This is a genomic window from Halorubrum sp. T3 (assembly GCF_000296615.1).
GTDB classification, from domain to species: domain Archaea; phylum Halobacteriota; class Halobacteria; order Halobacteriales; family Haloferacaceae; genus Halorubrum; species Halorubrum ruber.
On sequence record NZ_JH815330.1, the window covers coordinates 880,765 to 902,529 of the forward strand.

Here is a 21,765-nt window from a genome sequence, read left to right on the forward strand (position 1 = left end):
CACATGAGTTTGGAGGTCGCCGTCGCCGCCCCGTTCAAGACCCGGGCCCAGGACCGGCTCGGCGAAGGGGAGTTCGTCGTCGCGCTGTCGTTAGAGCGGGAGTGGTTCTCGCCCGACCAGGCGAAGCGCCTCGTCGACGTCGCCGTCGGTCGCGGGCTGCTGTCGTCCGAGGACGGCGACTTAGTCCCGCAGTTCGACCCGGCCGAGGTGACCGTCCCGGAGGGGTTCGCCCCGGACGAGTCGGTGCTCCGCGAGCAGTCCACCTTCGAGAGCGCGCTCGACGCCATCGTGGCCGCGGGCGTCGAGAAGCAGCGCGCGGTCGCCGCGATCAACGAGCGCCAGCGAGCCCTGTCGGTCACCATCGAGGCAGCCGCGGTCCTTTACGCCCGCGAGCAGGGCGCCGCGGTCGACCGCTTGGCGGCCGACGTGCGCGAGGAACTCGCCGCCGCGGCGGGCGACGACGGGGGCGCGGCGACCGGCGGGACCGACACGGCCGAACCGAGCGACGCCGACGACTCGGGGGCCGCCTGAGATGGTCACGGACCGCCTCGCCGACGGCGTCCGGATCGCCGAACTGCTCGCCTCCGAGGTGACCGGCAACGAGAGCGACCTCCGCGGGCTGGCGGTCGTCGACGCCGATCGCGACGTCGAGCCGACGGCCGACGGCGCGCTGGCGTACCGGATCGCCGACGAGGGCTCCGGAACAGACGAGAGCGCGACCGAAGCCCTCGTCGAGGTGTACGTCCAGCCGGACCGCGCGCTGATCGAGGCGGTCGTCGCCCCGGACGCGGCCGCGGACGCGGCGAAGGAGGTCGACCTCCGCGCCCGTCCGAAGGCGGTCCACCCGCCGCGCACGCTGGTGTTCGTCGAGGACGGCGCGCAGGTGAAGCGGGCGCTCGGGGTCCTCGAAGCGGTCGGAAACGCGTCGGATACCGAGTAGCCGACGGCCGACGCCGACCGGTGAAAAGAAAAGCGTCCTCGCCGCGCAGTCGTCGACTACTCCGGCTGTCCGCCGTCGCCGACCGCGACGGTCGGCCCGGGCGCGGCGCCCGGGTCGACGTCGTCGCCGGAGACGTCGAATTCGCGGACGAGCGCGCCGAGCCGCTCGGCCTGCTCCGCGAGCGAGCCGGCCTCCGTCGTCGCCTCGTTCATCGCGGTCAGCTGCTCGTCGGCGGCCTCGGCGACCGCGTCTGCCTCGTCGGCGGTCGACCCACTGATGTCCGCGACCTCCTCGGCCATCGAGACGGTCTCCTCCGTGCTGGCGGCCTGGTCGTCGGTGGCGCGGCTGATCTCGCGGATCCCCTCGCCGGCCTCGGCGGCGTTGTCCGACACCCGCGCGAACGCGTCCGCGGCGTCCTCGACGGCGTCGGCGCCGACGGCGATGTTCTCCTCGGCGCTCCGGACCGCCTCGACGGTCCCCTCGGTCTGCGACTGCGTGGCGCCGATCAGCTCCTCGATCTCCGTGGCCGCGTCCTGGGTCTCCTCGGCGAGCTGTTTCACCTCGTCGGCGACGACCGCGAACCCGTCGCTCCCGCCGCCGCCCCCGCCCGCGCGGGCCGCCTCGATGTTGGCGTTCAGGGCGAGCAGGTTGGTCTGCTCGGCGATGTCGCCGATGAGGTCGACGATCTCGCCGATGTCCTCCATCCGCTCGTCGAGCTGCTGGACCGTCTCGGCGGCGTCGTCGAGCGCCTCGCGGGACTCCTCGACGCGCTCGATGGCAGCCTCGGCGGTCTCCTCGCCGTCGTCCGCGATGTCGGCGGTCCCCTCGGCGACCTCGACGACCGTCTCCGTCGAGGAGGCGACCTCCTCGATCGTCGCCGAGAGGTCGTTCATCTCGTCGGACACCTGCCGGAGCATCTCGCGCTGCTCGTCGGCGCCCTCGGCGATCTCCGTGACGGACTGGCTGACGGCCTCGCTCCGGTCGGCCGCGGTCTCGACGCCGTCGACCGTGTTCGCGCTCGCGGTCGACACCTCCTGGGCGAACGACCGGACCTCGCCCATCGCCTCGTCGATGTCGTCCATCATCCCGTTGAACGCCTCGCCGATCTGGGCCATCGCCTCGCTCTCGCTTGCCGCGTCGAGCCGGACGGTCAGGTCGCCGTCGGCCGCCCGGTCCATCGCGGCGCTGTAGTCGTCCGCCTTCGTCTCGAGGTGGCTGTTCAGCCGCTCGACCTCCTCGCGGCGCTGTTCGACCTCCGCCTTCGCCGCCTCGACGTCCTGTATCTCCGACTGCTTCCGCTCGGCCAGTTCGAGCTGCTCGCGCGCCGCCTCGCGCGACTTCTCGATCGAGTACCAGTTGACCATCAGCGCGCCCGCCAGCGCGAGGACGAACACCGCGTGAATCCCGCCCCAGACGATCGGGTTCTCGATCGCCGCGGTGTGGTTGTAGACGAGGCTCGAGTCGATGAGGCTGAACGCGCCGTGGCCGATCGCCACGTACCCGACGCCGACGGCGAACGGGAGCCAGTCCTCGTACAGCGCGAGCACCCCGATGAACACGAAGAAGCTGAAGTGCGCCTCGATGTACCCGCCCGACAGCTTCACCATCGCCATCGAGACGGTCATGAGGCTGAACGCCGTGAGCACCGTCCGCTGGCGGCGCCCGAGCCCCGACCAGTTCGCCAGCGCGGCGGTCGCGAGGATGACGGCGACGAACCCGCCGAGCATCCACGGCGGCGTCGCCGGGATCTGCGCGCCGGTGATCGACTCGGTCCCGCTGTACAGCCCCATCGCGATCAACAGCGGCACCTGTACCACGGTCGCGATCAGGATGTTCCGGTGGCGCGGCGCCCACATCTCTTCCGGCATCGAAGTGCCGTCAGGGATGTACCGGATCACCTCTCGTACGCTCCCGGTCAGCCCGCCCGATCCGCCCGAATCTATCCCGGTCGCAGTCTCTGCCATACCCGTGGGTTGTCGTATGTTTTAAAAACACATCGCCTCCAACTATTATCCCTGATACCGTCGTTTAGCGTGCGCAGCGACGCTAAGAAACTGGAGCCATTCGCTGACGAGACTCCTCTTTCGGCCCATTTTGCTGGTAAATTGACGTAGTCCGAACTGGTTCGGTCGATCGGCGGTCCCGATCGGCCGTCCCTCGATTCAGCTCGACGGATCGAGTCGCCGCCGGGCCGCGACGGTGCCGTCGACCGCGCGGCCGACGACTTTTATATCCGTCCGGACCGCCGTACGGTCGTGACGCTCGATCCGATCCACGTCGAGAACATCGCCCAGCTCGCGTACGGCATCGGCGGCGACGTGGACGCGACGGACCACGACGACCTCGCCGAGCGCGTGTGGCGCGAGTGGCTCCCCGAACTGCGCCGCGACGGGCGGGTCGTGATCGCGGCGCTCGGCGACCACGAGCGCCGCCGGGCCGCCATCGACGACGTGGCGCTCGCCGAGCGCCCGTTCGAGACCGTCCACGGCCTCGACTCGGGGACGATCAACCCGACGACATTTAAAAACGGCCTCGTCGTCGACGTCGCGCACGCGGCGATGGCGAGCTCGCCGACGGATCTGGACCTCCACCGCGACCGCACCATCGTCGCCACCGTCCACGCGGGCGACTCGACTGCCGGCTTCGACAGCGAGTGGACCCGCCGCGACGAGGGGCACACCAAACAGCGCGTGCTCCACGTGCCGCGGGTGAACCGCTACGCGGAGCGGGTCGTCCACGCGCTCGCCCTCTACCTCGCGGAGGGGACCCACGCGCTCGACCGCGCCGACGAGGTCGACGAGCTGCTCGTCCTCGACGGCCCCATCTACCCGAAGGAGCTCTTCACCTGGGCCGACCGCGACCCCGAGCTCGGCGCGCTCGCCCGCGAGGCGAAGCCCCGCGCGGTGATCGAGAAGTACGTCCGCCTCGTCGAGCGGTTCGCCGAGCGCGGCGTGCCGCTGGCCGGCTTCGTGAAGAACCCCGCGAGCGGCGCCGCGGTCCGGGCGCTCTCGCGCGCCGGCGTCGAGTCGCCGTGGCCCGACGACACGGCGCTTTTCACGCGGCTGCTGGAGCGGCGGGAGCAGGGTGACGGCGCCGAACCCGTCGGAACGGACGGTGACGACCCCGCGGCCGCCCGCGGCGCTCGCCTCGACGACGACCTCACGTTCACCACCTGGTTCCGCAGCCGCGGCGGCGCGGACGCGCCGATGGCCGCCGACGGCGACGCGCTCGGCGTCGAGCGCGAGCTCGACCCGGAGCTGTACGAGCCCACGTTCATGGTCGTCTACGACCCGCGGACCGACGTGACGTATAAGCTGGAGGCGCCGTACGCGTTCACCCGCGACGCGGCGACCCGCGAACGGCTCACCCGGCAGGTGGTCACCGAGGTGGCGGCGACGCGCGGCCCGCCGGAGCCGGTCTCGAAGGCCGACGAGCTGGCGCGGATCTCCGCGACCGAGAAGGCCGCGCTCCGCCGGAAGTTCGAGGAGCGCCTCGGCAGCGACCAGCAGGCGACGTACGACGACCTGCGCTGGGGGAAAGAAACGTACTGAACCGCCGGCGAGACGGCGCGGGGCAGGGCGGGGCGAGACGGCGCGACCGACGCCGACGCCACCGTCACTCCGCGTCCGGGCGCATCGCCGCCCGCATCGCCACCGTCCCGATCTCCGCCGAATGGTCCGCGATCCGGCCGAGCGCGTCAAGCAGCCGCGTCAGCGCCCGTGCGTCGGCCGCCGTTCCGTCGAAAGACGCGTCCGAGTCGTCGAAGACGGCCGCTTCGAGGTTGTCGAGCCCGGCGGTCACCTCGTCGCGGTCCGCCAGCACCTCGTGCGCGTCCGTCGCGCTTGCCCCTTCGAGGACCGCCGTGGCGGCCGCCGCCACCAGCGCTTCGGCGTCGTCGACCGTCGCTTCGAGATCCGCGACGAGCCGGTCGCCGATCGCCGCCGAGGAGTCCCCGGCGGTCTCAGCGACCGTGACGCTCAGGTCGGCGACGGCCGTGAGTTCCCTCGCGGTTACGTAGTAGTCGAAGAGCGCCGGACGGTCCACGCCGAGGCGGTCGAGTTCCGCCATCGAGACGAGCGAACGGTTGAGGTGGCGGGCGACCATCTCGAACAGCCGGTCCGCCTCCGCCGCCCGCTCGCGGAGTCGTTCGAGGTCCGCGTCCCGGTCTCCGCAGAAGGCGACGGCGGCTTGTCTGAGCGCCGACCGAGCGACGAACCGGAGCTGGACGACCGTCTGGCGAACGGACACGTCCGCGGTCTCCAACACGCTGTGGAGCGCGAACTCGTCGGCGGTGTCGGCGGCGACCTCCGTCCCGACCAGCCCGCGGTTCGTCTCCCGCGCGGCGCGGAGCTGGCCGTCGGCAAGCGAGTCGCGGGGGGTGAGGGTCACCCGCTCGTAGCCGGTCGCGTAGGCCGCTCGAAGCAGCCGTCGCACGAGGGCCGCGTCGTCCCCGTCGACGTCGAGCGCGACGCCCTCCAACGCCGCGCCGTCCCGCTCGGAGCTCCGCACGACGATGGAGCCGTCGGCGTGCGCGTAGAGGCGCACCTCGGTCCCGGCGTCCAGACCGCGTTCGACGGCCCAGCGCTTGGGGACCGAGACGGTGTACGTCCCGCCGCCGACCCGCTGGAGTTTTCGGGTCTCCATCGTCTCAGTAGAGGAGTTCGGCGTCGTGTTCGACCATGTACACCGTCCTCGCGGCGACGTTGACGGCGTGGTCGCCGACGCGCTCGACGTCGCGGACCGTGAGCAGCAGCCGGGAAACGTCGTCGAGGACGCGCTCGACGCCCCAGGAGTCGTCCGCCACCTCGCCCGTCGCGCGCTCGACGAGGTCGCGGACGACCTGTTCGCTCGCGCGCTGACACAGGGCGTCGATCCGGTCGTCGCCGGCGTGGATCTCGCGGCACAGCTCGATGTCTCGCGTCCGGTAGGCGGTCAGCGCGTCCTCGACCGCGTCGCGCGCCTCGCGGCCGATCGCCACGGCGTCGACCGCCGGCGGCGACTCGCCGGGCTCCGCGAGCGCGTACCGTCCGAAGTTCGTCGCCAGGTCGCCGATCCGTTCGAGGTCAGTCAGGATCTTGAACGAGGCGGCCACGAACCGCAGGTCGCTCGCGACGGGCTGTTGGAGCGCGAAGAGGTCGATACAGTCCGCCTCGACGGAGAGGTACGCGTCGTTGATCGCGTCGTCGCCGTCGATGACCTCGCGGGCGACCGCCGGGTCGCCCGACTCTAAGGCGTCGAGTCCCGTCTCCAACTGGTCCAAGACCGCCTCGCCGAGCGCGACGACCCTGTCTCGGAGGTCGTCTAGCTCGGTGCGGTATCGGTCTCTGGGCACGCTGGTCACCCGAACTTGCCGGTGACGTAGTCCTCGACCCGCTGGCTCTCCGGGTTCTCGAATATCTTCTCCGTCTCGTCGTACTCGACGAGCTCGCCGCCGGTGAGGAACACCGCCGTCTGCTCGGAGATGCGCGCGGCCTGCTGCATGTTGTGCGTGACGATGACCACCGTGTACTCCTCCGCGAGCTCGTCGATCAGGTCCTCGATCTTGGCGGTGGCGATGGGGTCGAGCGCCGACGCCGGCTCGTCCATCAGGATGACCTCGGGGTCGGTCGCGAGACAGCGCGCGATGCAGAGCCGCTGCTGCTGGCCGCCCGACAGCCCGAGCGCGTTGTCGTCGAGCCGGTCGTTCACCTCCTCCCAGATGGCGGCCCGGCGGAGCGACCGCTCGACGAGGTCGTCGAGCTCCTCGGTGTCGTCGCGGCCGAGCGCGCGGGCCAGAAGCCCCGTTTCGAGGTCGCCGTGCTTCCGTGGCCCGTAGGAGACGTTGTCACGGATCGACTTCGGGAAGGGGTTGGGATTCTGGAACACCATCCCCACCCGCTTCCGGAGCTCCACGAGGTCGACGCCGTCGGCGTACACCTCCTCGCCGTCGAGCCTGACCGACCCCTCGACGCGCGCGCTCCGGATGCGGTCGTTCATGCGGTTGAGCGAGCGCAGGAACGTGGACTTCCCGCAGCCCGACGGGCCGATGAGCGCCGTCACGCTGCGCTCGGGGATCTCCATCGAGATCCCGTCGAGCGCGTGGTCGCTGCCGTAGTACACGTCGAGGTCCTCGACCGCCATCTTCGGCGCGCCGCTGAACTGGTAGTTCGACCACTCGGGGTCGACGCGCTCGTCGGTCTCCCCGGTGGTGGTCTGTTCCGCCGCCGTCGTGGATTCGCTCGTAGCCTTACTCATGCTGTAACCTCCGCCGGAAGTAGATGCGAGTGCCGACGCCGATCGCGTAGAAGCTCAAGACGACGGCCAGAAGGACGAACGCGGTCGCCCAGCCGAACTCCTCGTTGCCGCTCACGCCCGCCGTGATCGTCGCGTAGAGCTGATACGGTAGCGCCGGCGCGCTCTGGAGGAGCGCGTCGTTGACGACGAACGGCGGCCGCGCGACGAACTGGAACGAACCCAGCACGCTCGGCGCGTCGTCGCGCAGCCCGCCCGCCATCACGAGCAGGATCGGGGCCGTCTCCCCCGCGATCCGACCGACCCCGAGGATGACGCCGGTGACGATGCCCGGGAGCGCCGTCGGGACGACGACGCTTCGGATCGTCTCCCACTGGCTCACCCCGAGCGCGGCGCTTGCGTCGCGGTACTCGTCGGGGACGGCCTTGATGGCCTCCCGACTGGTGATCGTCACCAGCGGGAGAAGCATGAACCCGAGCACTAACATCCCCGAGAGCAGCGACGTGGTGTTGCCGAACCGGGGGACGAGGAACGCGTAACCGAACAGGCCGAAGACGACGCTCGGCGTGCTCCAGAGGCCGTTCGTCGCGACCTCGACCAGCTGCGTGAACCGGCCGCGCTCAGCGTACTCGGAGAGGAAGACGGCCGCGCCGACGGCCAGCGGGACGCCGACGAGGACGGCGCCGATCACGAGCCACACCGTCCCGACGACGGCGGGGAAGACGCCGTTCGCCACGTCCGGCCGGAAGTTGTACCCGTCCATGACGAACGGCCAGCGGAACTCGAAGGCGAGCGGGTCGAAGACGATCCCCTGCGTCGCCCGGCCGAACCCCTTCACGCCGATGAAGAGGATCAGCGTCGCCAGGACGACGAGCATCCCGATCGCGTTGAGCCCGACGAGGAAGTACGCCGCCGACTGCCGGCCCGCGGCGCCGAATCCGCTCCGGGCCGACACCGCCGCCCAGCAGGCGACGAGCGACGCCACCCCAGCGAGCACCGGGATGACCATGTAGCCGGGGAACGTGACTGAGAACCCCTCTGGCGCCCACGTCCAGCCGGCGGTAACGACGTCGGCGAGGACGAGCGCGCCGACGAGCAGCGCGAGTCCGCCCGCGGGGAGCGTCGTCCCGAGGTCCTCGCGGGCGAGCGTGACGAAGCCGCCGACGGCCAGCCCCGCGACCAGCGCGGCCGGTAGGGAGACGACAAGCGGGAGCCCGAGCGTCTGGGACGCCGTCAGGCCTCCCGCAGCGAGCGCGATCCCGCCGAATCCGAGCGCCGGACCGACGGTCCCGCGCTCCTCCGGGGTCGTCTCGAAGGTCCCGAGGAACGAGCCGACGCCGAGGCCGACGACCGTCAGACCCGCCGCGGCGAGCGCGAGCGCGACCCACTCGAACGCATTGAGTCCGAAGGCGGCGGTGTCGCCGGTGATCACGCGGGCGATGGCGAGGGCCGACAGGCCGATGACGGTCATACCGACGCCGACGACGCTGTCGGTCAGACGGACGAAGCCGTCGCCTTGGTCGCTTCGAAGCGAGCGGTTGGTGACGGTGCTCACGCTTGGCCCTCCAGTTTCCGTTTCATTCGCGATTCGACCGCCTGCGAGACGATGCTGAGGAACATCACGGAGACGAAAAGCACCACGCCGGCCGCGAACAGCGCCTGCATGTGCATCCCGTCGGCGTTACCGTACTGGCTCGCGATGAGGCTGGTCAGCGAGATGGTGTTCCCGAAGACGTTGTACAGCGGCTCGGGCAGCTGGACCACGTTCGAGAGGATCACGGTCGCGGCCATCGTCTCGCCGACGGCGCGTCCCACGCCGAGCAGGACCGCCGCCGAGACGCCCGAGAACGATGCCGGCATCGTGATCCCCTTGATCGTCTGCCAGTCGGTCGCGCCGAGCGCCAGCGAGCCGTCCTTCATCGAGTTGGGGACGCTCGTCAGCGCGTCTTCGGCCACGGAGACGACCGTCGGCAGCGCCATCAGCCCGATGACGACGCCGACGATGGCCATGTTTCCGAGGCCAGGCGTGCCGAGGTGGTCGTAGACGAACGGCGAGATAAGGACGAATCCGAGCCACCCGTACACGATCGAGGGGATGCCGGCGAGTATCTCGATGCCGGGCTTCACCGATTCGCGCACGGTCGGCGGGGCGATCTCCGCGATGAAGACCGCGCCCGCGACGCCGAGCGGGCCGGCGACGAGCATCGCGATGACGGTCGTCATCAGCGTGCCCCAGATCATCGGGGTCAGCGAGTAGACGTCCCCGCTCGTGCTCCAGAGCTCTCCGACGCCGGGGATGAGGGTGACTCCGAACACGCGGACCGGCTCGGTGAGCCCGAAGATCCGTATCCCCATGTGCTGAAACACGGGTATCGAGCGCGCGATCAGGAAGATCGAGATGAGCCCCAAGATGACCGTCGTCGCGACCGTCGCGAGGAAGGTCACCGACTTGACCGTGGCCGCCTGGTGGTTGAACCACCCGTACGCCGTCGCGGCGAGAAAGCCCGAGACAGGGACGACGGTCAGCGTCGAGTTCGAGAGGAAGAGCCCGAACGCGACGAGGAGACACGCCCCGCCTACGAGACCGGTGAGGAGGACCCCACGGTCCGCGTCCGTGACGCTTCGTCCCTCGAAGCCGGCGATGCTAGTGTTACTGAGTTTCATTCGTGCGTGTGTGGTGAATCGGTGAACGGCTCGTTCGTATACTGAAACATGAATGGCCTTCTCGTGGCCCGAAAGATGGGTCGCCGCGTCGGCCGGACGTCGGCGCGGAATCTCCGGAGACCGGCGCGCCGAAGAACGGCGCACCGCGAGCCCTCGGCGTTACGCCGACGGTTCCGGCAGCGCGTCGATCTGCTCCTGACGGAACTCGTCCTCGAGGGGGAGGTAGTCGTTCGGCTCGACGAACATCTCCTGTCCGTACTCGCTGAGGATCATCCGGATGAACGCCGCCTCCTTGTTGGAGGTGCCGTCCCAGGTGTAACAGTGGAGCGCGCGCGAGAGCGGGTAATCGAGCGTGCCGAGGTTCTCGCCGTAGCGGTACGTGGTGCCCTCGATGGTGAGCGCGACCGGCGGCACGCCGCCGTCGGGCTCGAGGAACGCCAGCGCGATGTACGCGATGGAGTTGTCAGTGTTGTCGACCGTCGAGGCGACCTGCTGGTTCTGCCCCTGACGGACGTCGACGCCGCCCATCGACGCGTCCGGGTCGCCGAGGACGTTGACGCGGAACGAGGTGTCGGTCCCCGAGCCCTCGGCGCGGCCGACGGCGTTGATCTCGCGGTCGGGACCGCCGAGCTCCGACCAGTTGGTGACGTCTCCCCGGTAGATGTCCTGAACGTCTTCGAGGGTGAGCTCAGTGACGCCCGCGTCGTAGATCTCTCGGCTGACGACGATCGGCTGAGCGTCGACCGCGACGACGTGGTCCGTGAACGGTTCGAGTTCCTCCTCGCTCCGATCCGGGAACTCCGCGCTGACGGGCGCGGACGCGTCACCGATGTCGACCTGGCCGCGCTCGAGCTTCTCCAGCCCGACGCCGGTGTGGTTGAGGCCGATACTCGTGAAGAACGGGGGCGTCCCCTCCTCGCCGCTGGGTTCGAAGCCGTAGAGGCCCGCCCAGTAGTCGGCCATGTTCTGGTCCGTGTCGATGCCGTACTGCCCGGGGCCCCAGTACTCCTCGTCGGAGGCGGGCGCGTTCCCGTTCCAGAGCGACCCCGCGAGGCTCGTGATCGGGTACACGGTCGAAGAGCCGTCCGCGGTCAGGGGCGAGGTGTCTGCGCTCTCGTCCTCGCCGTCGCCGCCGTCGCCGCCGTCGCCGCCGTCGCTACCGTCGCTTCCGTCGCTACCGTCGCTACCGTCGCCGCCGTCGCTCCCGCCCGAACAGCCCGCGAGGCCGGCCGCTCCCACGGCTCCGGTCGTGACGAGAATCTTACGACGCGATACTAAGTCCGCCAGACGCTCTCCGTCCTGCGTCATCACGTGGACGCTCGGGAAGCCACATAAAAGCCGTTTATAATAGGGGTACGAGACCGGACTGATACCACCGGACTACTCTGACCAGTACGGAGGTCACATACCTCTATTTACTCGATATATATTTTCCTCTGTCTTCGGTCCTCAGTTCGCGCTCGAGAGTGCGTTCGAGCGGTATGGTTGCGAACTGGATCAAATCTCGGTCCCGGAGAAGGCTCGGTCCCGGAGATGGCGGCGCTCGGTCGGAAGTTCGAAAGCGCCTCGGCAGCGACCAGCAGGCGACGTACGACGACCTGCGCTGGGGGAAAGACGGGTACTGAGCGGTCGGCTCGGCTCCCGTGCGGTCCGGGATTTTTATCGGAGCGACGCGACGCGACCGTATGATCCGGCTGACGGCGCTGCCAAGGTGGGCGACAGAACTGGTGTCGGCGTACGACCGCGTGCTCTCGGAGCTGTTCTGGTTTCTCGTCGCGCTCGCGGCCGTCTACGTCCTCGGACAGGTCGTCGTCGTGCCGTTCGTCGTCCGCGTCGTGCGGGCGCGGAACCGCAACAACCCGACGATCGAGACGGCGGTCAGGACGTACGTCCGAGTGGCGCTGATCGGGTTTGCGACGCTGACGGGCGTGATAGCCGCCGGCTATGGGGCCGTCCTCACCGACTCGGCGATCGTCATCGCGGCGATCACCTTCGTCTTCGGCATCGCCGGCCAGCAGGTGTTCGGGTCGCTCATCAGCGGGATCTTCCTCGTGGCCGACCCCGACTTCAACGTCGGCGACTGGATCGCGTGGCCCGGCGGAGAGGGGACCGTCGAGGCCGTCGACTTCCGCGTGACGCGGGTCCGGACCCCGGACAACGAGACGATATCGGTGCCGAACACCGAACTCACGAGCAACGCGCTCACCCGCCCGTACGGCCGGGACACTTACCGGATCACGGAGACGGTGTACGTCGCCTACGACGAGGACGTCGAGCGGGCGCTCATGACGCTCCGCTCGGTCGCGACCGACACGGGAGCGGTCCTTGACGACCCGGCGCCGAACGCGCGCGTCCTCGACCTCGGCGAGAACGCGATCACGGTCCAGGCGGAGCTGTGGGTCGACGACCCCGGAGACAGGGACGTGGCGACCCTCCGGTCCGACTTCCGCCGCGAGGTGAAGCGTCGGTTCGACGAGGAGGGAATCGCGATCGCGCCCCCGTCGGCGCAGTCGCTCTCGGGCGAACTCGCCGTCACGGAGCGCTCGGCCGGCGGGTGATCAGCGCCGAGGGCGAACCGGTGACCTCGGTCCCCGCCGCTCCGGCCCCTCAGAGCGCCTGCGCGAGCAGCACCACGTAGATGGTGGCGTTGTACACGCCGTGCGCCAGTCCCGGGACCACGACGTTGTCCGTCCACTCGTAGAGCGCGCCGAGGACCGACCCGAGCACGACGACGACGCCGACGTACGCCCACCGCTCGACCGGGGTGCCGGAGACGGAGGGGAGGTGGATCAGTCCGAACGCGAGGCTCGCGATAAGCACCGCGGGGACCGCGTCGAACGCGCGCCGGACGCCGCCCTGGACGACGCCGCGGAACAGCAGCTCCTCTACGGGTCCGACCACCGCGAGCGACACCGCGATCATCGCGAGGTAGTAGGTGACCGGGTCGCCCGCGGGGACGACCGCCTGGTTCTGGCCGGTCGAGAGCCCGACCTGATCGAGCGCGAACAGCGCCCCGTACTGGAACGCGAAGAGGACGGCCCCGCCGCCGACGACTATCGCCGCCTGGCGCGCGTCGGGTCGGGAAACGCGGGCGAGCTCCCACTCGCCCGTGATCGCGAGGTACCCCGCGACCGCGACCGCGAACCCGCCGAACTGGAGCACCGTCCGGAGCAGTTGGTAGCCGGTCGACCCCTCCGTGACCAGCCCGATCGAGACCGCCAGGTCCGCTGCCGGGACGGTGATCGCGCTCGCGACGAGGAGCGCGAACACGATCGCGAACAGCGCGCTCGCGACCCGGAGCACTCGCTCGGCGACCGCCGAGCCAGGTGCGTCGTCGCTCATTGGGGGTCGTACGGCGCCCCGAGGCTTAGACGCACCGGATGTCGACTCGGCGTCGCGCGCGTTCGAGCCGGACGCCGAGCCCGCCGCTCACTCGATCCGCAGCTCGCGCTTCTCGTCGACCGCCTCGGCCTCGGCGAAGTCTCCGCCGCCGAGCAGCCCGCGTGCGGCCTTCTTCCCCCACTCGACCGCGGGCTGCGTGAACGTCGAGACGCTCGCGAGCTCGCCGTAGAGGACGCAGGCCGCCTCCATGCCATAGAGCAGCTCGCCGAGCGCCCGCTCGTCGACGCGGTCGATCTCGACGCGCACGTTGGGGACGTCCGCGGCCGCGAGGCTCGCCTCGGTCGCCTCGAACTCGGCGTCGAGCAGGCCGCCGAGCGACGACCCGCCGAGGTACGCGAGTCCGTCCAGCTCGGTCTCTGGGATCCCCACGTCGGCACGCTCGGTCGGTCGCACGAGCGTCACCAGCTTGTCCGGCGGGCCGGCGCGGTATAACTGGAGCTGGGAGTGCTGGTCGGTCGCGCCGAGCGCGCGCGCCGGCGTCTGCCCGAGCCCGTCCTTCCCGAGGCTCTCGGCCCACAGCTGGGCGAACCACTCCGCGAACGTCTCCAGCGACTCGGCGTACGGCATCACGGCGTTGGTGCGCGCGCCGCGCTCCGCGAGCGCGTACGTCGCCGCGCCGTAGGCGTACGCGGGTGATTCGTACAGCGACCCCGCGAGCGACTCCATTCCGTCGCGGCCGCCCGCGAGGACGGCCTCGACGTCGTGGCCCTGAAGGGCCGCGACCGCGAGCCCGACCGTCGACAGCGCCGAGAACCGCCCGGGAACCCCGTCCGGGACCGGCAGCGACGGGAGGTCGTGGCGGTCCGCCAGCTGTCGGAGGTTCCCCGCCTCGCCCGTCGTGACGAGCGTGCGCTCGGTCCAGTCGACGCCCGCGTCGGCCATCGCCTCGCGCACGACGAGGAAGTTCGCGAGCGTCTCGGCGGTCGTCCCCGACTTCGAGACGACGTTGACGACGGTGTCGTCGAGCGGGAGGTCGGCGAGCAGCGCCCGCGTGTCGTCGGGGTCGACGTTGTCGAGAACGTACGCGTCCACGTCGCTCGACAGGGCGTTCGACAGCGTCGCCGCGCCGAGCGCGCTCCCGCCGATGCCGACCGTCAGCACCGCCTCGGGGCGGTCGAACCCGTCGACCGCGGCGTAGATCGCGTCCGGGTCGGCGGCCTCCGGCAGGTTCAGGGCGGCGTACCCGAACTCGTCGTCGGCCATCCCGCCCGCGATCCGCTCGTGCGCGGCCGCGACGCGGTCGTCGAGTCTGTCCAGCGTTTCCGTCGTGAGCCCGGGGGTCGTCTCCAAGGCGTTTCCGAGGTCCACTCGCATACCTCCCTCACCGCGCGAGAGCGACTTAAAAACCGCCGGCCGGGCCGAGCGCCGCCCCGCGGCGGGGACGCGTCGACCCGACCGTCAGTCGGCCGCCGCGACCGGCTCCTCGCCGTCGTCGAGCGCGGGGCGACCGAACCACCGGTCGAACGAGAGCGGCCCGGAGCCGAGCGTGAAGACGGCGGAGGCGAGACCGAACAGCGCGACGTGGGCGAGGACGGGGTCGTCGGGGAGCCCGAACAGCGTCGTCGTGAACAGCACGAACGAGAGCGCGGCCGCGCCGCGGGTGAAGAACCCCGCGATCAGCGCGAGCCCCACGGCGACCTCGGTCACGCCGGCGCCGACGACCCACAGCCCCGGGTCGACGGGGACGACCGACGTGAGGTCGTACTTCTCGACGACGAGCAGCGCGCTGCCGGGGTCGGCGAGCTTCTGGATCAGCCCGAGGTAGACGAACGAGACGCCCATTCCGACCCGGAGCACCGTCGGAACATAGCGCCGCAGCGGGGTGGTCGCCTCGTCGAGGAACGACTTCAGGTGGTGGACGGGGTCGATCCGGCCGTAGTACGACCCCGGCGTGCTCGCCACCGCCAGCAGCATGTCGTCGGCGCTCGGCCGACCGCCGCCGAGTATCAGCAGCGCGAGGAACACCGGGACGTACTCCACCGCGAGGACGACGAGGGGGTCGCCGGCGACGAGCACCCACGCGTACGTCAGCAGGCCGGCCGCGGCGGTGATCCGCGTCGCGAGCCCGAAGAGGGTGAAGAAGCCGAGCCCGATGAAGAGCACGCGGAGCAGCGGGCTCGCCCCGACGTCGAACGAGAGGGTCGGCGCGAACAGGTACCCCTGGAAGCCGGCGCCGACGAGGGGGAGTCCGACGGCGAGCCGCAGCATCCACGGGACGAGGTCGCCGTAGCCGGCGAGCTTCTCGCGGAGGACGACGACGTCGACGACGGTCGGGCGCACCCAGAGATACGCCGCGACCCCGGCGGCGGCGAGGAGGCCGGAGCCCGCGAACAGCGCCGCGTTGAACGGGTCGGAGAGCACCTCGGCGACGAACGCGACCGCGTCGAGGGGATCGCCCGAGTCCTCGGTGACGTAGTCGACGTGGGCCGCGACCGGCCGCGCGGCGAGCGTCGCGAGCAGCGCGAGCGCGGCGACGGCGACCGATCGGTGGCGAACGGACATACCTCGCTTACGCGCCGAACGCACCTAACGGTATTTCTTCACGAACGTTCGAATCGGACCCTGTGGGGCGGGTTTGCGCCGCTTCGGGTCGCTCGATACCCCCGTCGGGAGCCGTCGCCTACGGCGCCCGCGAGACGAGCGCGAAGGTCTCGGTCCGCGTCTCGGCGCGCTCGACGTCGAACCCGGCCTCGGCGAGCGCGTCGCGCGCGTCGCTCACCGAAAAGCGCTCGTCGACAGGCGGGCCGTGCTCGCCGTCGCCGTCGGCCGACCAGTCGAAGACGACGAACCGCCCGTCCGAGCGGAGGACGCGGGCGACCTCCTCGATCGCTTCCGGGCTGCCGAACTCGTGGTACGTCATCGTCGAGAACGCGCCGTCGAGCTCGCCGTCCGCGAACGGGAGGTCCGACACGTCGCTCGCGACGAGGTCGACGTTGTCGGGGACGCCCTTCTCGCGGTAGTACTCGTGCATCTCGGACTGGACGTCGACGCCGTAGACGGTCTCGGCGTGCTCGGCGACGTCGTCGGTGTAGAAGCCGGTGCCGCTTCCCAGGTCCGCGAGGACGCCGAACGCGTCCGCCGCGAACGGACCGATCAGCTCCTCGGCGGACACCCAGCGATACCGCACCGCCGGTCGCTCCAAGCGGTCAGCGCCCTCGGCGTCGAACGTGTGGAATCCCATGCCCGGTCTTGCGCGCGGAGTGACAAAACGCGTCCGATCGCGCGGCACGGGCGTCCCTCGCGACGGCGGTCGCGCTGCCACGGGCCGCCGCGTCTCGCTCCGCCCCGCCTCACCACTCCGGTTCCAGCGCCTCGACGAGCCGGTCGATCTCGGCCTCGGTCGAGACGGCGTGGACCGACGCCCGGATCCCGTTCGGATGCGGCAGCGACCGCACGACGATGTCCTGCTCCCCGAGCCGCTCGACGGTCGCTTCCGGGTCGTCGACGTCGATCGTGACGAGCCCCGACTCGTACTCTCGCGGGCTGCGCAGTCGGTCCTCCGGGACGCCGTCCTTGAGACGGTCGGTTAGCGACTCGATCCGCGACTCGATCGCGTCGAGACCGACGGCGTCGACCGCGTCGAGCGCCTCGACGAGGCCGACGTGGGCCGCGGCCGTCGTCGTTCCGATCTCGAAGCGCCCCGCCGCGGGCTTGAACTCGATCTCGTCGCCGGTCGGGTCCTCGACGCCCCGGTAGCCGACGGCGCGGGGTTCGAGGTCGGCCGCGGCGTCGCGGTCGACGTAGAGGAAGCCGGCGCCCCAGGGACCGAGCGTCCACTTGTGGCCGGCGGCCGCGACCGCGTCGGCGCCCCACTCGTGTACGTCCATCTGGACCTGCCCGGGCGACTGGACCGCGTCGACGAGGGTGAACGCGCCCGCGTCGTTCGCGACCTCGACGAGGTCGGCGACCGGGAGGCGGGTGCCGTGGGTCCACGTGATCGCGCTGAAGCAGACGAGGCGGGCGTCCGCGACCGCCTCGGCGTACTCGTCGCGGTCGACGCGACCGTCCTCGGTCTCCAACACGCGCACCTCGACGCCCTCGCGTTCGAGGCGCTGCCACGGGAGGACGCCGGCCGGGTGTTCGAGGTCGGTCCGGACGACGACGTCGCCCGGTTCCCAGTCGATCGCGCCGGCGACGCGGTTGATCCCGTCGGTCGTGCTCTCGGTGAGCGCGATCTCCTCCGGGTCGGCGCCGACGAACTCGGCGATCCGCTCGCGCACCCGGTCGTACGTCTCGAACGCGTGTTCGTACGGGTCGGTCGTCGCGGAGCCGTACTCGTGGTCCGCGACGAACGACCCGGCCGCCTCGACGACGTACTCGGGGCTCGGCCCGTGCGCGCCGAAGTTGAAGTACGCCGCGTCGCCGAGCGCCGGGACGTCCGCGCGAAGCTCTCTGGGGGTCATACGGTCGTCGTCGAGTTGGATCGTTCTCATGGTGTCGGTTTCGGCGGCGCCGCGGCGGGTCTCGCTCGGATCAGGCGTCGGCCTGGCGGACCGCGTCCGCCAGCGCCTCCTCGGTCTGCGCGCCGACCATCTGATTGACCAGTTCGCCGTCCGCGAACACGAGCAGCGTCGGGATGCCCTGAACGCCGTACTCGCCGGCTAACGCCTGGTGGACGTCGACGTCGACCTTCAGCACCGTCGCGTCGGTGTCTTCCGCGACCGCCTCGACGGCGGGCTCCATCATCTGACACGGGCCGCACCAGTCGGCGTAGAAGTCGACGAGGACGACGCCGTCGGCCACTTGTTCGTCGAACGCGTCGGCGTCGGTCAGCTGGATCGGCTCTCCGGGTGCGGCTTCTGTCGAACTCATACCAAGCCGTACGCGCCTCGTGGTAATAATGGTTTTGGATAGTTTCCACAATACTACGATGGTCCAGATGCGTGTTTCCCGTCCGGCTCCGTCGCGATACGGGCCGATGCGGTCGCTATCGGCGTTCGAAAACCGGTACGGTCGAGCGAGCGGCCGCCCGACCGGGGTCGTATCGGAGTGGAGAGAAACCGCGAGAAGTCGATCGACAGCGACGCGGTGCGGGTAGTTCGACTACTGAATGTGGCCTTCGCGGCGGAGCTGGTCGGCGTCCTCGTCCTCGTAGCGCCACTCGACGTTCGCCTTCTCGTCCTGCCAGTCCCACGGCTCGGCGAGGACCACGTCGCCCTCGCTGATCCACGTGCGGTACTTCATGCGGCCGGGAATTCGGCCGAGCCGCTCGACGCCGTCGGCGCAGCGCAGCTGAACGTGGTTGCCGCCGAGGTGCTCGGTCACCACGGCGAACACTTCGTCGTCGTTGGGCATGCGGAGGTTCTTCCGCCCGGATTCTTCGCTCATACCACCCGTAGTGCGCTCGCCCGTATAAGTGATGGGAGACGAGTGTGTGCCCGCGTCACGCGATATGTTCGCACGAAACCGGTACCGCGGAGGGCGACGCTCACTCCGCGTCGGTGACCGGGGCCGATCGGTCGCCGCGGTCGGTCGGCTGGTCTTCGCCGGCCACGTTCTCCCCGAACGCGGCGTCCACCTGCGCGAACGTCTCCGCCTCGGTCCCGGAGTTGTCGACGACGACGTGGTCGGTCGCCACCTCGTCGAACAGCTCCTTGAAGTGGAGGTGGATCTCGAAGTCGGCGTCGCTGATCCCGTCGCGGCGCTCGATCCGGCGCTCGACGACGGCCTCGTCGCAGGCGACCTCGACGAGGTCGAACTCGGCGGCGGCCGCGGCGGCCGTCTCGCGGGCGTCCGCGCGGAACCGGGCGTCCGCGAACGTCGCGTCGAGGACGACGGCGTCGCCGGCGTCGACGTCGTCGCGGGCGCGTGCGAGGAGTTCGGCGTAGACGGCCTCGGTCTCCGCGTCGGTGTACTCGGGGTCGTCGAACAGCTCCTTGCGTATCACGTCGGTCCGGCGGATCCGCCCGTCGACGTGGTCCGCGACCCGCTCGGCGACGGTCGTCTTGCCGACGCCGGGCAGGCCGCAGACGACGACCAACCGCCCCGCCAACCCCTCGTCGTCGTCGACCGAGGTCGACGGCGTTGGATCGAACGAATCCGCCGTTTCACCGCTTGAATCGGGGGATTCGGTTCGGTCCGACGCTCGGCCACCGCGGTCACTCATCTGTCCGTACCCTCCGGGCTAGCGTAAAAGAAACTTCGCATTGAGCGCCCCCTACGGTCCGGGGTCCGGGCTCGCTCCGGCTGGGACTCAGAACTCCTCGACGTACCGGTTGAGGACCGAGGTGTCATCGTGAGTCGCCCACTCGTAGTCGGTGAACTCCTCGTACACTTTCAGGTCGACCGGCTCCGGCCGCGGGGAGTTCAGCTGATCCCGGGGTACTCCGCCGGTCGTGATCCCGACGACCGCCCCATCGAGCGTGAGGAGCGGCGCGCCGCTGTTGCCGCTCAGCGAGGGGACGGAGGTAAGCAGCGTCTCCCCGTTCCCGCGCTCGACGTACCGCCCGATCGACACGACCCAGTCGCCGATCCCGAACGGGTGGCCGACCTGAATGAGCGGCTGTCCCGTCTCGACCGAGTCCGACTCGCCGAGAGAGAGCCGGTTAGTTGGCGAGAAATCCGTCTCGAGGACGGCTACGTCGTGGTACGGGCTGTTCAAGTAATCAGACGCTCCCACGAGGTCGGGCTCGAACTTTTCGCCGGCGATCGGCCACGCCTCGAAGCGCTCGTTGCCGTCGACGACGTGGCTGTTCGTGAGGAGCCGACCGTCGTCGAGGAACCACGCGGTGCCGCCCGCTCCGTTCTCGCCCCTGATCACCGCGACCGCCTCGCGGACGTCCTCCCCCAGCGACTCGGCGCGGTCCAGCTCTTCCTCTGTGAATCCGCCCAGTTCGGGCGGTTCCGTGTCCTCCACGTTCCCGGAGAGCGCTCGACGCTCGACGGCGTCCGGAATCGCTCCGCTACATCCCGCGACGCCGGTGACCAGTCCGGTTGCCCCGACCGTGATAACCTCTCTCCGAGTCCGATCCTCCATGAGATAATACTATCAACTGTCGGTATATAGGTTAATATGCGAAACCGTACCGGTCTCGTGTTCGTTATGGTACGTAACGTCCTCGTCGTACTGTTTTCGCGTATAAGGAAGTGGGTTGGGGCGGATTTGAACCGCCGGCCTCCTCCATGTCAAGGAGGTGTCATAACCGGACTAGACTACCAACCCGCAGGGGCTTACTGACGCGTCTCGTCGTATCCGGGGGACGTAATTGAACCTTTCGTTTCGGGGATCCGGACGGGGGGAGTTACCGCCCGCCGATCGGGAGACGGCAGGCCCTCGGAGCCGACGGCGCGACGGCTTTCGACTGTTTTTACCCGCTCGCCGACAGTCCGTCCGTATGGTCGACCTTGCCGCCCGCACGGAGAGGCTCGACGCGTACCTCGACGAGCGCGGGCTCGAAGCGGTCTGGTTCGCCCGCCCGAACGGGTTCGCGTGGCTCACCGGCGGCGACAACGTCGTCGACGCTGACGCGCCAACGGGCGTCGCCGCCGCCGGCTACGACGGCGAGCTCCGCGTGATCACCGACAACATCGAGGCGGATCGGCTCGCCGACGAGGAGCTCCCGGACGCGTTCGCGGTCGAGTCGGTCCCGTGGCACGCCGGCTCGCTCGCCGAGGCCGTCGCCGAGCGCTCGCCCGCGCCGGCGGCCGCCGACTTCGACGTGCCCGGCTTCGAGGGCGTCGACGGGAGCCGACTCAGGCAGCCGCTCACCGACGACGACGTCGAGCGCTACCGCGAGCTGGGCCGCGAGGTCGCGGCCGCCGTGGAGACCGTCTGTCGGAACCTCGAACCGGAGGACCCCGAGTACGAGGTCGCGGCCGGCATCGACATCTCGCTCGCCTCCCGCGACGTGGATACGCCGGTCGTCCTCGTCGGCGGCGCGGAGCGGGCGCAGGCGTTCCGCCACTACACGCCGAGCGACGCCGCCCTCGGCGACTACGCGCTTGTCTCCGTCACCGCCGAGCGCGCGGGGCTGTACGCCTCGATGACGCGCACCGTCGCGTTCGACGCCCCCGACTGGTTCGAGGAGCGCCACCGCGCCGCGGCGCGCGTCGAGGCGACCGCCCTCCGAGCCACCGAGGCCGCCGCGGCCGGAGCGCTCTCCGGAGGCGGGGAGGGCGCCGACAGCGACGCACCTGACCCCGACGCCCCCGACACCGCCGGCGACGTCTTCGAGGCCATCCGAGCGGCGTACGACGAGGTCGGCTTCGCGGACGAGTGGGAGCAACACCACCAGGGCGGCGCGGCCGGGTTCGCTGGCCGAGAGTGGATCGCGACCCCCGAGAGCGACGAGCCGGTCCGGCGCCCCATGGGCTACGCGTGGAATCCGACGGTTCAGGGGACGAAAAGCGAGGACACGCACCTCGTCACGTCCGATCTGACCGAGCGGCTCACGAAGACGGGCCGCTGGCCGACTCACGAGGTCGAGCCGGTCGATGTCTCGGGGATCGATACCGAACCCGTCGAGTTAGCGGCGCCGGTGATCCGGTAAGGAGGGCGATACCGCCGGTACCGCGCGGACATCCGCGCG

21 protein-coding genes and 1 tRNA gene are annotated in these 21,765 nt (G+C 70.3%); 5 read left to right on the forward strand and 17 right to left on the reverse strand.

Annotated elements, in window-relative coordinates:
* Nucleotides 1-3: 3 nt before the first annotated feature.
* Entirely contained in the window at nt 4-531 is a 528-nt protein-coding gene (locus B378_RS0113480; RefSeq protein ID WP_017344299.1) for a DUF2240 family protein, read from the forward strand.
* Nucleotide 532: 1 nt separating this feature from the next.
* Entirely contained in the window at nt 533-940 is a 408-nt protein-coding gene (locus B378_RS0113485; protein WP_017344300.1) for a hypothetical protein, read from the forward strand.
* Between the two features lie 56 nt (nt 941-996).
* Here B378_RS0113485 and B378_RS0113490 read toward each other — a convergent pair whose 3' ends face one another.
* Entirely contained in the window at nt 997-2,904 is a 1,908-nt protein-coding gene (locus B378_RS0113490; protein ID WP_017344301.1) for a methyl-accepting chemotaxis protein, read from the reverse strand.
* A 291-nt stretch (nt 2,905-3,195) separates the two neighbouring features.
* Here B378_RS0113490 and B378_RS0113495 point away from each other — a divergent pair, with 291 nt between their 5' ends.
* A complete protein-coding gene (locus B378_RS0113495; RefSeq protein WP_017344303.1) occupies nt 3,196-4,491 on the forward strand; it encodes a DNA double-strand break repair nuclease NurA in 1,296 nt (431 codons plus the stop codon).
* Nucleotides 4,492-4,555: 64 nt separating this feature from the next.
* On the opposite strand, the gene B378_RS0113500 is transcribed toward B378_RS0113495, so the two are convergent.
* From B378_RS0113500 to B378_RS0113525, 6 genes are all read right to left on the reverse strand, one after another.
* Nucleotides 4,556-5,584 (reverse strand): AbrB/MazE/SpoVT family DNA-binding domain-containing protein, encoded by a 1,029-nt coding sequence (locus B378_RS0113500; protein ID WP_017344304.1) that lies wholly within the window; start codon nt 5,582-5,584, stop codon nt 4,556-4,558.
* Between the two features lie 4 nt (nt 5,585-5,588).
* Nucleotides 5,589-6,272: a phosphate signaling complex protein PhoU gene (gene phoU / locus B378_RS0113505; RefSeq protein WP_026046297.1), complete on the reverse strand. Its 684-nt coding sequence runs from the start codon at nt 6,270-6,272 to the stop codon at nt 5,589-5,591.
* A gap of 5 nt (nt 6,273-6,277) precedes the next feature.
* Complete coding sequence (gene pstB, locus B378_RS0113510; protein WP_017344306.1) at nt 6,278-7,174, reverse strand: phosphate ABC transporter ATP-binding protein PstB; 897 nt, start codon at nt 7,172-7,174, stop codon at nt 6,278-6,280.
* On the reverse strand, nt 7,167-8,726 hold the full coding sequence (pstA, locus tag B378_RS0113515) for a phosphate ABC transporter permease PstA (protein WP_017344307.1): 1,560 nt from the start codon (nt 8,724-8,726) through the stop codon (nt 7,167-7,169). The genes pstB and pstA overlap by 8 nt, the downstream gene beginning before the upstream one ends.
* Nucleotides 8,723-9,835, reverse strand: coding sequence for a phosphate ABC transporter permease subunit PstC (gene pstC, locus B378_RS0113520; protein ID WP_017344308.1), 1,113 nt, complete (start codon nt 9,833-9,835; stop codon nt 8,723-8,725). Before pstC ends, pstA begins: the two co-directional genes overlap by 4 nt.
* A gap of 159 nt (nt 9,836-9,994) precedes the next feature.
* Nucleotides 9,995-11,143: a PstS family phosphate ABC transporter substrate-binding protein gene (locus tag B378_RS0113525; protein WP_017344309.1), complete on the reverse strand. Its 1,149-nt coding sequence runs from the start codon at nt 11,141-11,143 to the stop codon at nt 9,995-9,997.
* A 377-nt stretch (nt 11,144-11,520) separates the two neighbouring features.
* Here B378_RS0113525 and B378_RS0113530 point away from each other — a divergent pair, with 377 nt between their 5' ends.
* Nucleotides 11,521-12,393: a mechanosensitive ion channel family protein gene (locus B378_RS0113530; RefSeq protein WP_017344310.1), complete on the forward strand. Its 873-nt coding sequence runs from the start codon at nt 11,521-11,523 to the stop codon at nt 12,391-12,393.
* Between the two features lie 49 nt (nt 12,394-12,442).
* Here the strand turns inward: B378_RS0113530 and B378_RS0113535 are convergent, their stop codons facing one another.
* From B378_RS0113535 to B378_RS0113580, 10 genes are all read right to left on the reverse strand, one after another.
* Nucleotides 12,443-13,177, reverse strand: coding sequence for a CPBP family intramembrane glutamic endopeptidase (locus tag B378_RS0113535; RefSeq protein WP_017344311.1), 735 nt, complete (start codon nt 13,175-13,177; stop codon nt 12,443-12,445).
* 87 nt (nt 13,178-13,264) lie between these two features.
* Nucleotides 13,265-14,551 carry a hypothetical protein gene (locus tag B378_RS0113540; protein ID WP_017344312.1) on the reverse strand — a complete coding sequence of 429 codons (1,287 nt, stop codon included), beginning with the start codon at nt 14,549-14,551 and terminating at the stop codon, nt 13,265-13,267.
* A gap of 84 nt (nt 14,552-14,635) precedes the next feature.
* Nucleotides 14,636-15,739: a DoxX family protein gene (locus tag B378_RS0113545; RefSeq protein WP_017344313.1), complete on the reverse strand. Its 1,104-nt coding sequence runs from the start codon at nt 15,737-15,739 to the stop codon at nt 14,636-14,638.
* Between the two features lie 118 nt (nt 15,740-15,857).
* Nucleotides 15,858-16,418, reverse strand: a complete 561-nt coding sequence (locus tag B378_RS0113550) for a class I SAM-dependent methyltransferase (RefSeq protein WP_017344314.1) — start codon at nt 16,416-16,418, stop codon at nt 15,858-15,860.
* A gap of 109 nt (nt 16,419-16,527) precedes the next feature.
* Nucleotides 16,528-17,670, reverse strand: coding sequence for an aminotransferase class V-fold PLP-dependent enzyme (locus B378_RS0113555; RefSeq protein ID WP_017344315.1), 1,143 nt, complete (start codon nt 17,668-17,670; stop codon nt 16,528-16,530).
* A 40-nt stretch (nt 17,671-17,710) separates the two neighbouring features.
* Nucleotides 17,711-18,049 carry a thioredoxin gene (gene trxA, locus B378_RS0113560; protein WP_017344316.1) on the reverse strand — a complete coding sequence of 113 codons (339 nt, stop codon included), beginning with the start codon at nt 18,047-18,049 and terminating at the stop codon, nt 17,711-17,713.
* Nucleotides 18,050-18,280: 231 nt separating this feature from the next.
* The gene (locus tag B378_RS0113565; protein WP_006628131.1) at nt 18,281-18,565 is read right to left on the reverse strand and encodes a translation initiation factor eIF-1A; all 285 of its coding nucleotides are present in this window, start codon (nt 18,563-18,565) and stop codon (nt 18,281-18,283) included.
* 100 nt (nt 18,566-18,665) lie between these two features.
* A complete protein-coding gene (locus B378_RS0113570) occupies nt 18,666-19,343 on the reverse strand; it encodes an AAA family ATPase (RefSeq protein ID WP_017344317.1) in 678 nt (225 codons plus the stop codon).
* Nucleotides 19,344-19,430: 87 nt separating this feature from the next.
* Nucleotides 19,431-20,213: a serine protease gene (locus B378_RS0113575; protein ID WP_017344318.1), complete on the reverse strand. Its 783-nt coding sequence runs from the start codon at nt 20,211-20,213 to the stop codon at nt 19,431-19,433.
* Between the two features lie 111 nt (nt 20,214-20,324).
* Nucleotides 20,325-20,399, reverse strand: a tRNA-Val gene (locus B378_RS0113580).
* 172 nt (nt 20,400-20,571) lie between these two features.
* Between B378_RS0113580 and B378_RS0113585 the strand changes: the two genes are divergently transcribed.
* Entirely contained in the window at nt 20,572-21,726 is a 1,155-nt protein-coding gene (locus tag B378_RS0113585; RefSeq protein WP_017344319.1) for a Xaa-Pro peptidase family protein, read from the forward strand.
* Nucleotides 21,727-21,765: the final 39 nt, after the last annotated feature.

Excerpts from the sequence above, each read along its gene's own strand:
- B378_RS0113480 (WP_017344299.1), top strand. The coding sequence starts at position 4 with ATGAGTTTGGAGGTCGCCGTCGCCGCCCCGTTCAAGACCCGGGCCCAG.
- B378_RS0113485 (WP_017344300.1), top strand. The coding sequence starts at position 533 with ATGGTCACGGACCGCCTCGCCGACGGCGTCCGGATCGCCGAACTGCTC.
- B378_RS0113490 (WP_017344301.1), bottom strand. The coding sequence starts at position 2,904 with ATGGCAGAGACTGCGACCGGGATAGATTCGGGCGGATCGGGCGGGCTG.
- B378_RS0113500 (WP_017344304.1), bottom strand. The coding sequence starts at position 5,584 with ATGGAGACCCGAAAACTCCAGCGGGTCGGCGGCGGGACGTACACCGTC.
- pstB (WP_017344306.1), bottom strand. The coding sequence starts at position 7,174 with ATGAGTAAGGCTACGAGCGAATCCACGACGGCGGCGGAACAGACCACC.
- pstC (WP_017344308.1), bottom strand. The coding sequence starts at position 9,835 with ATGAAACTCAGTAACACTAGCATCGCCGGCTTCGAGGGACGAAGCGTC.
- B378_RS0113525 (WP_017344309.1), bottom strand. The coding sequence starts at position 11,143 with ATGACGCAGGACGGAGAGCGTCTGGCGGACTTAGTATCGCGTCGTAAG.
- B378_RS0113530 (WP_017344310.1), top strand. The coding sequence starts at position 11,521 with ATGATCCGGCTGACGGCGCTGCCAAGGTGGGCGACAGAACTGGTGTCG.
- B378_RS0113535 (WP_017344311.1), bottom strand. The coding sequence starts at position 13,177 with ATGAGCGACGACGCACCTGGCTCGGCGGTCGCCGAGCGAGTGCTCCGG.
- B378_RS0113540 (WP_017344312.1), bottom strand. The coding sequence starts at position 14,551 with ATGCGAGTGGACCTCGGAAACGCCTTGGAGACGACCCCCGGGCTCACG.
- B378_RS0113545 (WP_017344313.1), bottom strand. The coding sequence starts at position 15,739 with ATGTCCGTTCGCCACCGATCGGTCGCCGTCGCCGCGCTCGCGCTGCTC.
- B378_RS0113550 (WP_017344314.1), bottom strand. The coding sequence starts at position 16,418 with ATGGGATTCCACACGTTCGACGCCGAGGGCGCTGACCGCTTGGAGCGA.
- B378_RS0113555 (WP_017344315.1), bottom strand. The coding sequence starts at position 17,670 with ATGAGAACGATCCAACTCGACGACGACCGTATGACCCCCAGAGAGCTT.
- trxA (WP_017344316.1), bottom strand. The coding sequence starts at position 18,049 with ATGAGTTCGACAGAAGCCGCACCCGGAGAGCCGATCCAGCTGACCGAC.
- B378_RS0113565 (WP_006628131.1), bottom strand. The coding sequence starts at position 18,565 with ATGAGCGAAGAATCCGGGCGGAAGAACCTCCGCATGCCCAACGACGAC.
- B378_RS0113570 (WP_017344317.1), bottom strand. The coding sequence starts at position 19,343 with ATGAGTGACCGCGGTGGCCGAGCGTCGGACCGAACCGAATCCCCCGAT.
- B378_RS0113575 (WP_017344318.1), bottom strand. The coding sequence starts at position 20,213 with ATGGAGGATCGGACTCGGAGAGAGGTTATCACGGTCGGGGCAACCGGA.
- B378_RS0113585 (WP_017344319.1), top strand. The coding sequence starts at position 20,572 with ATGGTCGACCTTGCCGCCCGCACGGAGAGGCTCGACGCGTACCTCGAC.